General features: G+C 75.6%; 9 protein-coding genes and 1 pseudogene. 4 read left to right on the top strand and 6 right to left on the bottom strand.

Annotated features, from left to right (window positions below):
* On the top strand, positions 1 to 336 hold a 336-nt coding region (locus tag SJ20_RS12235), incomplete at its 5' end, for a LysM peptidoglycan-binding domain-containing protein (protein ID WP_044659911.1).
* A 114-nt stretch (positions 337 to 450) separates the two neighbouring features.
* Here the strand turns inward: SJ20_RS12235 and argR are convergent.
* The 6 genes from argR to argC are packed head-to-tail and all read right to left on the bottom strand — an operon-like array spanning position 451 to position 6,373.
* Positions 451 to 939 carry an arginine repressor gene (gene argR / locus SJ20_RS10820; RefSeq protein WP_036337506.1) on the bottom strand — a complete coding sequence of 163 codons (489 nt, stop codon included), beginning with the start codon at positions 937 to 939 and terminating at the stop codon, positions 451 to 453.
* The gene (gene argF / locus SJ20_RS10815; RefSeq protein WP_044659910.1) at positions 939 to 1,898 is read right to left on the bottom strand and encodes an ornithine carbamoyltransferase; all 960 of its coding nucleotides are present in this window, start codon (positions 1,896 to 1,898) and stop codon (positions 939 to 941) included. The genes argR and argF overlap by 1 nt, the downstream gene beginning before the upstream one ends.
* Positions 1,895 to 3,181, bottom strand: a complete 1,287-nt coding sequence (locus SJ20_RS10810) for an acetylornithine transaminase (protein WP_036315665.1) — start codon at positions 3,179 to 3,181, stop codon at positions 1,895 to 1,897. The genes argF and SJ20_RS10810 overlap by 4 nt, the downstream gene beginning before the upstream one ends.
* A complete protein-coding gene (gene argB / locus SJ20_RS10805; protein WP_179288539.1) occupies positions 3,178 to 4,164 on the bottom strand; it encodes an acetylglutamate kinase in 987 nt (328 codons plus the stop codon). The genes SJ20_RS10810 and argB overlap by 4 nt, the downstream gene beginning before the upstream one ends.
* 11 nt (positions 4,165 to 4,175) lie before the next feature.
* Positions 4,176 to 5,336 (bottom strand): bifunctional glutamate N-acetyltransferase/amino-acid acetyltransferase ArgJ, encoded by a 1,161-nt coding sequence (argJ, locus tag SJ20_RS10800; RefSeq protein WP_044659909.1) that lies wholly within the window; start codon positions 5,334 to 5,336, stop codon positions 4,176 to 4,178.
* The gene (argC, locus tag SJ20_RS10795; protein WP_044659908.1) at positions 5,333 to 6,373 is read right to left on the bottom strand and encodes an N-acetyl-gamma-glutamyl-phosphate reductase; all 1,041 of its coding nucleotides are present in this window, start codon (positions 6,371 to 6,373) and stop codon (positions 5,333 to 5,335) included. Before argC ends, argJ begins: the two co-directional genes overlap by 4 nt.
* 102 nt (positions 6,374 to 6,475) lie before the next feature.
* Here argC and SJ20_RS10790 point away from each other — a divergent pair, with 102 nt between their 5' ends.
* From SJ20_RS10790 to SJ20_RS10780, 3 genes and pseudogenes are all read left to right on the top strand, one after another.
* Positions 6,476 to 7,477, top strand: coding sequence for a quinone oxidoreductase (locus SJ20_RS10790; RefSeq protein ID WP_044659907.1), 1,002 nt, complete (start codon positions 6,476 to 6,478; stop codon positions 7,475 to 7,477).
* Positions 7,478 to 7,598: 121 nt separating this feature from the next.
* Positions 7,599 to 11,606 carry a Pls/PosA family non-ribosomal peptide synthetase gene (locus tag SJ20_RS10785; RefSeq protein WP_044659906.1) on the top strand — a complete coding sequence of 1,336 codons (4,008 nt, stop codon included), beginning with the start codon at positions 7,599 to 7,601 and terminating at the stop codon, positions 11,604 to 11,606.
* Positions 11,603 to 12,217 (top strand): annotated as a pseudogene (locus SJ20_RS10780) (M1 family peptidase); the annotation flags it as partial. The gene SJ20_RS10785 and the pseudogene SJ20_RS10780, both read left to right, overlap by 4 nt.

Raw genomic sequence — 12,217 nt, 5'->3', positions numbered from 1 at the left:
GCCGCCGAGCAGGCTGCTGCCGAGCAGGCCGCCGCCGACAAGGCCGCTGCCCAGCGTGCCGCCGCCGCGGAGAAGGCTGCCGCTCAGAAGGCTGCCGCCGCGGAGAAGGCCGCCGCTCAGAAGGCTGCCGCCGCTGAGCAGGCCGCTGCCGCGGAGCAGGCCGTCGTCGCCGAGGCCGAGACCATCGTCGTCAAGTCCGGTGACTCCCTCTGGAAGCTCGCCAACGAGTACGAGGTGGAGGGTGGCTGGACCGCCCTCTACGAGGCCAACAAGGGCGCCGTCTCCGACGCCGCCGTGATCTACGTCGGCCAGGAGCTCGTCCTGCCGCAGGCCTGAGACGCCTGACCGGTCCCCCGGACCGGTACCACACGAGGAAGGCCCCCGCCGTCGGCGGGGGCCTTCCTCGTGCCTGGTGCCCGTCACCCGCGCGGGCGGGGCCGGACGGGTCGGTTAGCCCGCCAGACCCAGCAGGTGGGCCGCGACGGCCGGGGCGGACGTGGTCCCCGTGGTGATGAGGAGGATGGTGTCGTCGCCGGCGATCGTGCCCATCACGTGCTCCACGCGCGCCTGGTCGATCACGCTGGCCAGGAACTGCGCCGCGCCCGGGGGCGTGCGCAGGACCACGAGGTTCGCGGTGGGCTCGGCGGAGACGAGCAGCTCGCGGGCCATGCTCGCCAGGCGATTCAGCTGCGCGTCCGAGCCGCGGCCCGGCACGGCGGCGTCGTCGCCCTCCGCCGGAAGGGCGTAGACCATGCCGGCCGGCCCGCGCGTCCGCACCGCGCCGAGGTCCACCAGGTCCCGCGAGAGCGTGCCCTGGGTGACGGACAGCCCGCGATCGCCCAGGGCGTCCGAGAGTTCGGCCTGGGAGCGGATGCCCCGGGTGGCCAGGATCTCCCGGATCGCGGCCTGACGGGCGATCTTCGTCGTGGGGGCGGCCATCAGCGCGGCTCCTCGGCCAGGCCGGAGCGGTACAGCAGCCAGGCGATGAGCGCCTTCTGCGCGTGCAGCCGGTTCTCGGCCTCGTCGAACACCACGGACCGCGGCCCGTCGATCACCTCGGCCGTGACCTCGTAGCCCCGGTACGCGGGCAGGCAGTGCAGGAAGATCGCGTCGTCGGCCGCCCGCGCCATCGCGGCGGCGTCCACCTGGTAGTCCCGGAACAGCGCCAGGCGGGCCTCCTTCTCCTCCTCCTGGCCCATGGACACCCACGTGTCGGTCACGACGACGTCCGCGCCCGCCAGGGCCTCGGCCGCGTCCGTCGTGACGAGGACGGAACCGCCCGTCTCCGCCGCCCGCCGTCGGGCGGCGGCCACGACGTCCTCGGCAGGCAGGTGCCCCTCGGGGCCGGCGACCCGCACGTGCATGCCGGCCGTCGCGCAGCCGAGCAGATACGAGTGGGCCATGTTGTTCGCCGCGTCCCCCAGATACGTCAGAGTGCGGCCCGCCGTGCCGCCGAGGTGCTCGCGCACCGTCAGCAGGTCGGCGAGGATCTGACAGGGGTGGTAGTCGTCGCTGAGCGCATTGACCACGGGCACCGAGGAATGGGCGGCCATCTCCTCGAGACCGGCCTGCGCGAACGTGCGCCAGACGATGACGCCGACCATCCGCTCCAGCACGCGGGCCGTGTCCGCCACGGACTCCTTGTGGCCCAGCTGCGACTCCCCCGGGTTCACGATCAAGGGCGTCCCGCCGAGCTCGGCGATGCCGGCCGCGAACGAGACGCGGGTGCGCGTGGAGGTCTTGTCGAAGAACACGATGCCGGTCCGGGGCCCGGCCAGCGGGCGGTGCCGGAACCGGTCGGCCTTCATCTGCGCGGCGAGGTCGAGCACCTCGGCCTGCTCGGCCGGGGTGAGGTCCGTGTCCACCAGGAAGTGGCGGACGGCGGCAGCGGGGGTCATGGGCGGTCTCCTTCGGCGGGGGTCAGGGCGGCGGCCACGAGCCCGGGCAGGACCGCGGCGAAGCGCTCGAGCTCGGCCACGGGCACGGTCAGCGGCGGGGCCAGGCGCAGGGTGGAGGGGCCGGTGGCGTTGAGGATCCAGCCCGCCTCGAGGCCGGCGGCGACGACGGCGGGGGCCAGCCCGCCGGCCGGGGCCGGTCCCGCGGGGTCGGCCAGGTCGACGCCGATCCACAGGCCGTGACCGCGGACCGCGGCCACCTCGGGCAGGTCCTCCAGCAGGGCGGCCACGGCCTCACCCGCGGCGCGGACGTGGCCGAGCAGGCCCTCGTCCTCGACGGTCTGGAGCACGGCCAGGCCCGCGGCGGTGGCCAGGGGGTTGCCGCCGAACGTGGTGCCGTGCTGGCCGGCGGTGAGCAGCCCGGAGACGGCGGGGCCGACGCACACGAGCGCCCCGATCGGCACGCCGCCGCCCAGTCCCTTCGCCAGGGTGAAGGCGTCGGGCACCACCGGCTCTGCCGCCCCGGTGACGGCCGGGTTCTGGAAGCCGAACCACGTGCCGGTGCGGCCCACGCCGGACTGCACCTCGTCGAGGATCATCAGGGCGCCGGCCTCGCGGGTCGCGGCCCGCACCTCGGCCAGGTAGCCGGCCGGCCAGCCGTGCACGCCGGCCTCGCCCTGGACCGGCTCGAGGATGACGGCGGCGACGGTGGCGCCGTCGTCGTCCGGGGCCAGGGCCGCCCGCAGGGCTGCGGCGTCCCCGCCCGGCACGTGCTCCACGCCGCCGGGCAGCGGCTCGAAGGGCGCCCGGTAGGCCTCCTTGTGCGTGAGCGCGAGGGCGCCCATCGTGCGACCGTGGAAGGCCCGCTCGAGCGCGATCACCCGCGTCCGGCGGCCGGACGGGTCGTCCGCGCCGTGGCGGCGGGCGAGCTTGAACGCGGCCTCGTTGGCCTCCGTGCCGGAGTTCGCGAAGAACACGGTGGAGCCCGCGGGCGCGCCGGCCAGCTCCAGCAGGCGCTCGGCCAGGCGGATCTGCGGCTCGGAGGTGAAGAGGTTGGACACGTGGCCGAGCGTGGCGATCTGCTCGGACACCGCCCGCACCAGCGCCGGGTGGCCGTGGCCGAGCGCGTTCACGGCGATGCCGGCCAGCAGGTCCGTGTAGCGCCGGCCGTCGGTGTCCCACACGTGGACCCCCTCGCCGCGCACGAGCACGCGGGCGGGGCGGCCGAAGACTCCGGTCAGGGCGGCGTGGTAGCGCTCCAGCAGCGCGGACTGGTCGGTGCTCATGCGTCCTCCTCGGGGGTGGTCGGGGCGGTGGGTTCGGCGTCGGGCACCACCTGGGTGCCGACGCCCGCGGAGGTGAAGACCTCCAGCAGCATCGAGTGGGGGCGGCGGCCGTCCACGACGTGGGCGCGCTGCACGCCGGCGTCGACGGCCGCCAGGCACGCGGCCATCTTCGGGATCATCCCGGAGGCCAGGGAGGGCAGCAGCGCACGCAGCTGGGCGGCGGTGAGCGAGCTGATGAGGGAGTCGCGGTCCGGCCAGTCGGCGTAGAGGCCTTCGACGTCGGTGAGCAGCACGAGCTTCGCGGCGCCGAGGGCGGCGGCCAGGGCCGCGGCGGCGGTGTCCGCATTGACGTTGAGGACCTGCCCGGTGGGCTCGCCGTCGTCGTTGATCTCGGGGGCGACCGACGAGACCACGGGGATCCGCCCGGACTCGATCACGTCGAGGATCGCGGTCGGGTCGACTCCGGTGACCTCTCCCACGAGGCCGAGGTCCACCTCCTGGCCGTCGACGACGGCGCCCGTGCGGCGGGCGCGCAGCAGCCCCGCGTCCTCGCCGGAGAAGCCGACGGCGTACGGGCCGTGGGAGTTCACGAGGCCGACCAGCTCGCGGCCCACCTGTCCCGTGAGCACCATGCGGACCACGTCCATGGCCTCCTCGGTGGTCACGCGCAGGCCGCCGCGGAACTCCGAGGCGATGCCGAGGCGGTCGAGCATCGCGTTGATCTGCGGGCCGCCGCCGTGCACCACCACGGGGTGGACCCCCACGTGGTGCAGGAACACGATGTCCTCGGCGAACGCCCGGCGCAGCTCCTCCGACACCATGGCGTTGCCGCCGTACTTGACGACCATGACGGTGCCGGCGAACCGCCGGATCCAGGGCAGGGCCTCGACGAGGACCTCCGCCTTGGACTCGGCGCGGTCGAGCCGGTCCGCGGTGGACAGGACGGGCGCGGCCGCCGTGGCCGGATCGGTGTGCGGGCTCATGCTGGGGGTCCTCACGTGGAGTAGGCGGAGTTCTCGTGGACGTAGTCGTGCGTCAGGTCGTTGGTCCAGACCGTGGCCTCGGCGTCGCCGGCGTGCAGGTCGACCTCGACGAGCACCTCGCGGGCCGAGAGGTCCACGCGGGAGCGGTCCTCTCCCACGCCGGAGGCGCGGCACACCTGGACGCCGTTGAAGCGCACGTCGAGGGCGTACGGGTCGAAGGCGGCGACCGACTCCGGGACCGTGCCGACGGCGGCGATCACGCGTCCCCAGTTCGGGTCCTGGCCGAAGATCGCGGTCTTGAACAGGTTGGAGCGGCCGACAGCGCGCGCGACGGCCTCGGCCGCCTCCTCGGTCTCGGCGTGGACCACGCGCACGGCGATGTCGTGCCGGGCACCCTCGGCGTCGGCGACGAGCTGGCGGGACAGGTCCGCGCAGACCTCGTGGAGGGCCGCGGCGAACGCCGCGGGCTCGGGCGCCGTCCCGGACGCGCCCGAGGCCAGCAGGATCACGGTGTCATTGGTGGACATGCACCCGTCCGAGTCGACCCGGTTGAAGGTGGCGCGCACGGCCTCGCGCAGGGCCGCGTCGAGGGCGGGGGCGGGGACGTCGGCGTCCGTGGTGATGACGCTGAGCATCGTGGCCATGCCGGGTGCCAGCATGCCCGCCCCTTTGGCCATGCCGCCCACGGTGAAGCCCGCGCCGCGGGCCACGGCGGTCTTGGCCACGGTGTCCGTGGTCTTGATCGCGACGGCGGCGTCCTCGCCGCCGTCCGGACTCAGGGCGGCGACCGCCTCGGCCACGCCCGCGGTGAGCGTGTCCATCGGCAGGCGCTCGCCGATGAGGCCGGTCGAGCAGACGAGCACGTCGTCGGCGGCGGTTCCGAGGGCGGCGGCCGCGTGCTCGGCGGTGCGACGGGCGTCCTCGAGGCCCTCGGCGCCGGTGGCCGCGTTGGCCCCGCCGGAGTTCAGGACGACCGCGGTCGCGCGGCCGTCCCGCACGGCGCGGCGGGTCCAGACCACGGGGGCGGCCGCCACCCGGTTCTCGGTGAGGACGGCGGCCGCCGCGTCGCGCGGGCCCTGGTTGACGACGACGGCGACGTCGGGCGTGCCCGAGGCCTTCAGCCCCGCGGTGACGCCGGCCGCCCGGAACCCCTGTGCTGCGGTGACGCTCACGGCGCGACCCCCTGCTGCTCGAGCCCCGCCTGCTCCGGCAGGCCCAGGGCGATGTTCATGGACTGCACGGCGCCGCCGGCCGTGCCCTTGGTGAGGTTGTCGAGCACCGCGCAGACGATCACGCGGCCGGCACGCTCATCCACGGCGAGCTGCAGCTGCACGTGGTTGGAGCCGAGGACCGCCTTCGTCGTCGGCCACTGCCCCTCGGGCAGCAGGTGCACGAAGCGTTCGCCGCCGTAGGCCGCGGCCCATGCCGCGCGCACGTCCGCGGCGGCCACGCCGGGGCGCAGCCGCGCCGTGGCCGTCGCGAGGATGCCGCGCGGCATCGGCGCGAGCGTGGGCGTGAAGGAGACGCGGACCGGCTCGCCGGCCGCCTGGGCCAGGCCCTGCTCGATCTCCGGGGTGTGCCGGTGCCCGCCACCGACGCCGTACGGGCTCATCCCGCCCATGACCTCGGCGCCGAGCAGGTGCGGCTTGAGCGCCTTGCCCGCCCCGGAGGTGCCCGAGGCGGCGACGATCACCACGTCCTGCGGCTCGAGCAGCCCCGCGGCGAAGCCGGGCGCGAGGGCGAGGATCGAGGTGGTCGGGTAGCACCCGGGGACGGCGATGCGGCGGGTGCCGGCGAGTCGCTCACGCTGACCGGGCAGCTCGGGCAGGCCGTAGGGCCAGGTCCCGGCGTGCGCGGTGCCGTAGAAGGCCTCCCAGTCTGCGGCTGACTCGAGGCGGTGGTCGGCGCCCGCGTCGATCACCAGGGTGTCCGGGGATCGCTCTGCGATCTCGGCCGCCAGCGCCCCGGAGGCCCCGTGGGGCAGCGCGAGGATCACGACGTCGTGGCCGGCGAGGACCTCCGCGGTGGTCTCGGCGAGGACGCGGTCCGCCAGGGCGTGCAGGTGCGGCTGGAGAGCGCCGAGGCGCTCCCCCGCGTTCGAGTGGGCCGTGATGGCTCCGACGGTGACGGACGGGTGGCCGGCGAGCAGGCGCAGGGCCTCTCCCCCGGCGTAGCCGCTGGCTCCGGAGACGGCGACGGTGTGGGTCATGGCTTCATCCTAGCGCAGATATGCGTTGCACCGAATATCTATGCGGCGCCTCGGGTCCCCCGGGCCGGGCCGGATGGCCCGGCCCGCTCCTAGAGTGGGGCCATGACCACTGCGAACACCCCCGCCGTCCCCCGCACCCACCACGCCGTCGTCGTGTCCGCCACGGGCGGCCCCGAGGTCCTGCAGTGGACCGAGACGGAGGTGCCCTCCCCCGCGCCGGGGCACGTGCTGGTGCGGACCGCCGCGGCGGGCCTGAACTTCATCGAGACGTACCAGCGCTCCGGGGTCTACACGATGGACCTGCCCTTCACCCCCGGTACGGAGGGCTCCGGCGAGGTCGTCGCGCTCGGCGAGGGCGTGGACGCCGGGCTCCTGGGGGCCCGTGTCGCCACCGCGACGGCCACCGGTGCGTACGCCGAGCACTTCACCGCCCCCGCGGATCGTCTCCTCACCGTCCCGGAGGGCATCGACCTGGCCGAGGCCGCCGCCCTTCCGCTGCAGGGCATGACGGCCCACTACCTCTGCCGGTCCACCTTCCCGGTGGAGGAGGGCCACACGGTGGTCGTGACGGCCGGTGCCGGCGGGGTGGGGCTCCTGCTCACCCAGCTCGCGACGGCCCGCGGCGCCCGCGTGGTCACCACGGCGTCCACGGAGGAGAAGCGGGAGCTGTCCCGGGGCGCGGGCGCCGTTGCCGCGGTGGACTATCCGGACCTCGCCGCCACGGTGGCGGAGCTGACGGACGGCGAGGGCGCGCACGTCGTGTACGACGGCGTGGGGAAGGACACCTTCGACACCTCGCTCGAGGTGCTGCGCGTGCGCGGCACACTCGTGCTCTTCGGCGGGGCCTCCGGGCAGGTGCCCCCCTTCGACCTGCAGCGGCTCAACGCGGCCGGCTCGCTGTACGTCACCCGGCCCTCGCTGGTGCACTACACGCGCACGGGCGAGGAGACCCGCTGGCGTGGTGGAGAGGTGTTCGGGGCGTGGGCCTCCGGCGAGCTCGACGTACGGATCGGCGAGCGCTTCCCGCTGGCGGACGCGGCCGCCGCGCACGCCGCCCTCGAGTCCCGGTCGACGACGGGCAAGGTGCTGCTCACCCTGTCCTGAGCCGGACCCGCCCGGTGCCTTCCAGGCGCCCCGCGCGGCCGCGGGCGGGGCATAGAATGTCCCGCTGCGGCCTGGTCCGCGTCCGACCCTCGGTTTGCCGCTCACACCCCCGGAGGCCCCTGTGTCCCTTTCGTCCGCCGCGCCCACCCCGCCCTCCGTCCCCCTCGACCCCGCGGGCGCGCCGCATCGGCCGCAGCTGCCCGGCTCCGAGCGCACCCCGCCCGCCCGGACGCTCGTGGAGCTCTTCGACGCCACGGCGCGCGAGCACCCGGACGCGACCGCCCTGGACGACGGCGTCGAGCCGCTGACGTACGCGGAGCTGCGGGAGCGCGTCGACGAGACCGCCCGCCACCTGTGGGCCGCCGGCGTGCGGGCGGGAGACCGGGTCGGCGTGCGGATCGCCTCGGGCACGGCCGCGCTGTACGTCTCGATCCTCGGCGTGCTCGCCGCCGGCGCGGCCTACGTCCCCGTGGACGCGGACGATCCGGAGGAGCGCGCCCGCCTCGTGTTCGGCGAGGCGAAGGTGGCCGGCGTCCTCACCGACGAGCGGGTCTACGCCCCGCACCCCGAGCACACCGCGGACCCGGCCGCGGAGGCCCGCGCCCCCGGGCTCGAGGACGACGCGTGGATCATCTTCACCTCTGGCTCGACGGGCACCCCCAAGGGCGTGGCGGTGAGCCACCGCTCGGCCGCGGCCTTCGTGGACGCCGAGGCGCGGATCTTCCTGGCGGACGATCCGCTCGCCCCGGGCGACCGCGTGCTGGCGGGACTGTCCGTCGCGTTCGACGCCTCGTGCGAGGAGATGTGGCTCGCCTGGCGTCACGGTGCGTGCCTGGTCCCGGCCCCCCGCTCGCTCGTGCGCTCCGGCATGGACCTCGGCCCGTGGCTCGCCGAGCGGCGCATCACCGCCGTGTCCACCGTGCCGACCCTCGCCGCGATGTGGCCCACCGAGGCCATGGACAACGTCCGGCTGCTGATCTTCGGCGGCGAGGCCTGCCCGCCCGAGCTCGCCGCGCGCCTGGCGGAGGACGGCCGCGAGGTCTGGAACACCTACGGCCCCACGGAGGCCACCGTCGTCGCGTGCGCGGCCCCGCTCACGGGTCTCGGCCCGGTCCGCATCGGCCTGCCCCTGGACGGCTGGGACCTGGCCGTCGTCGACCCGCAGACCACGCTGCCCGTGGCCGAGGGCGAGACGGGCGAGCTGATCATCGGCGGCGTCGGCCTGGCCCGCTACCTCGACCCGGCCAAGGACGCCGAGAAGTACGCCCCCATGCCCTCCCTCGGCTGGGAGCGTGCCTACCGCTCCGGTGACCTCGTGGTCTTCGAGCCGGAGGGCCTGCTGTTCGTCGGCCGCGCCGACGACCAGGTGAAGCTCGGCGGCCGCCGCATCGAGCTCGGCGAGGTGGACGCGGCCCTCCAGGCCCTGCCCGGCGTCCACGGCGGCGCCGCGGCCGTGCAGACCACCCCGGCGGGCCACCAGATCCTCGTCGGCTACCTCGTCCCCGCGGACCCCGAGGCCGAGCTCGACCTGCACATGGCCCGCGAGCACCTCGCGGCGGAGCTGCCGGCCGCCCTCGTGCCCCGGCTGGCCGTCGTGGACTCCCTGCCCACGAAGACCTCCGGCAAGGTGGACCGCCACGCGCTGCCGTGGCCCCTGCCCGGCGCCGAGGTGGACGAGGACGCGCCCCAGCCGAACGAGGACACCGCCGACGGCTGGGTGCTGCGCCAGTGGGCGGACGTGCTCGGCGCGCCCCCCAAGGACGCCGACACCGACTTCTTCGAGGCCGGCGGCGGCTCGCTCGCCGCTGCCCAGCTCGTGGCCCGCCTGCGCCTGCGCCACCCGGCCGTGACCGTCCAGGACGTCTACCGCAACCCCACCGCCGGGGCCCTCGTGGCCGCCGTCGTGGGCGACGACGGCCCCCGCGGCATCGAGGTGCACGACCGGCACGTCGACCGCACCCGCCACCGCACCCAGTGGGTCCAGACCCTCGTGGGACTGCCCGTGTTCGTCCTGCCCGCCCTGCGCCTGGGCGTGTGGACCGGCCTGGCCCTGAACCTGCTGACGCTCTCCGGGCTCGCGCCCGGGCTGCCCACCGTGCCGTGGTGGGTGCTGATCGTGGCCGGTCTGCTGGTGGTGACCGTGCCCGGCCGCATGCTGCTCACCGCCGCGACGGCCCGGCTGCTGCTGCGCGGCGTGAGCCCCGGGTCCTACCCGCGCGGTGGCCGCGTCCACCTGCGCCTGTGGCTCGCCCAGCAGATCAGCGACCTCGTGGACCCCTACTCGCTGGCCGGCGCCACGTGGGTGCCCGCCTACGCGCGACTGCTGGGCAACCGGATCGGCAAGGACGTGGACATGCACACCGTGCCACCGGTCACCGGCATGCTCACGGTCGAGGAGGGCGCCGCGATCGAGCCTGAGGTGGACCTGTCCGGCTACTGGGTCGACGGCGACGTCGTCCGGCTCGGCGAGGTGCGCATCGGCGCGGACGCCGTCGTGGGCGCCCGCTCCACGCTCCTGCCGGGCGCCCAGGTCGGCGCCGGGGCGCACGTCGAGGCCGGGTCCACCGTCGCCGGGCGGGTGCGCGGCGGCCAGCGCCACGCCGGCTCCCCCGCCGTCAAGGTGGGCAAGGTGAAGTCCCGCGGCCCCGCCGAGGCGCCGCGGGAGACCCCGGGCTGGCGCCTGATGGCGACCGTCCTCTCGACCCTCATCTCCCTCCTTCCGCTCGTCTCCGCCGCCGCGGCGGCCGCGGTGGCCGCGTGGTCGCTGACCTGGTGGCCGCCGGCCCCGGAGGCGGGGCCGCTGGCCGCCGTCGGGACCACCGCGGCGCGCCTGCTGGCCGCAAGCCCCCTGGTGGCCGGCGTCTGGTTCCTGACCCAGATGCTGCTCGTGCTCGTCACCGTGCGCCTGCTCGCGCTCGGCATCACGGAGGGGCACCACCCCGTGCGCTCCCGGGTCGGCTGGCAGGTGTGGGCCACCGAGCGCGTCCTCGACGCCGCCCGCGACCAGCTCTTCCCGATCTACGCCTCCCGCTTCACGCCGACGTGGCTGCGCCTGCTCGGCGCCGAGGTGGGCCGCGGCGTCGAGGCCTCCACCGTGGTGCTCGTGCCGAGCATGACCCGCGTGGGCGACGGCGCGTTCCTCGCCGACGACACGATGGTCTCCTCCTACTCCCTCGACGGCGGGTGGATGCACGTGGCCCCCGCGAAGGTCGGCAAGCGCTCGTTCGTGGGCAACTCCGGCATGGTGCCCGGCGGCCGCACCCTGCGCCGCGACTCGCTCGTGGCGGTGCTGTCCACCACCCCGGCCAAGACCAAGGCGGGCACCTCCTGGATGGGCTCCCCGCCCGTGCGCCTGCGCCGCAACGAGGTCACCGCGGACGCCTCCCTCACCTACGACCCGCCGGCCCGGCTCAAGGCCGCCCGCACCGCCTGGGAGCTGCTGCGCGCGATCCCGGTGTGGCTGCACGTGGCCCTGTCCATCGCCGTCGGCGCGACGCTGGCCGCCCTCATCGCGGTCGGCACGTGGGTGCTGGCCTTCGTCCTGGGCGGCGTCGTCCTGCTCGCGGCCGGCGCGGTCGCGGCGGGCCTGACCGTGCTCGCCAAGCGGGCCTTCGTCGGCCGGATCCGCGCGGGCGAGCACCCGCTGTGGTCCTCGTTCATCTGGCGCAACGAGGTCGCGGACACCTTCACCGAGTTCCTCGCCGCCCCGTGGTTCAGCCGGGCCGCGGCCGGCACCCCCGCCCTGGTCTGGTTCCTGCGCGCGATGGGCGCCCGCATCGGCCACGGCGCCTGGGTCGAGTCCTACTGGCTGCCCGAGGCCGACCTCGTGGAGCTCGGCGACGGCGCCACCGTGAACCGCGGCTGCGTCGTCCAGACCCACCTGTTCCACGACCGCGTGATGTCCCTGGACGCCGTCGTCCTGGAGGACGGCGCCACCCTCGGCCCCCACTCCGTGGTGCTGCCGGCCGCTCGCCTGGGCCGCGGCACCACCGTCGGCGCCGGGTCCCTCGTGATGCGCGGCGAGGAGCTGCCCGCCGGCACGTGGTGGCTCGGCAACCCGGTCTCCCCGTGGCGTCGTCCCGACGGCGACCCCGCCGCCGCGGCCACCCCCTCCCGAGAGGAAGCATGAGCACCGATCCCTACGTCCCGGGCGTCGGCACCGACGCCGCCACCGTCGAGCACATCGCACTGGACCTCGACGTGCGCCTGGCCGCGAACCGGGTCTCCGGCACCGCCGTCCTGCGCGTGCGCCTGACGAAGCAGAGCCGCCGCATCGAGCTGGACCTGTACCGGCTGCGCGTGTCCCGGGTGGACGCCGTCGTCGACGGCCGCGCCGTCGCCTCCTCGTTCACCCAGCCGGGCCGCGCCCCGAGCCGCCTCGTCGTCGACCTGGACGAGAGCCGGCCGGAGGGCACGCTCGTGGAGCTGACCGTGGTCTACGCGGGCACGCCCACGCTGCGGCGCAGCCCGTGGGGCACGATCGGCTGGGAGGAGCTCACGGACGGCGTGCTCGTGGCCGGGCAGCCCCACGGCGCCTCCACGTGGCTGCCGTGCGTGGACTCCCCCACCTCCCGCTCGACGGCGGAGATCACCCTCACCTGCGACGCGGGCTACCTGCCCGTCGCCAACGGCGTGGGCGCGCCCGTGCGCACGCGCGGCTCGCGGGTCACGTGGCGGTGGCGGCTCGACCAGCCCGTGCCCGCCTACCTGCTCAGCGTGCAGATCGGCCGCTACCGGCTC

This window comes from Micrococcus sp. MS-ASIII-49 (assembly GCF_000946635.1).
GTDB lineage: Bacteria > Actinomycetota > Actinomycetes > Actinomycetales > Micrococcaceae > Micrococcus > Micrococcus luteus.
Note: the sequence above shows the minus strand (reverse complement) of the source record. Positions and strands in the feature narration are given on the sequence as shown.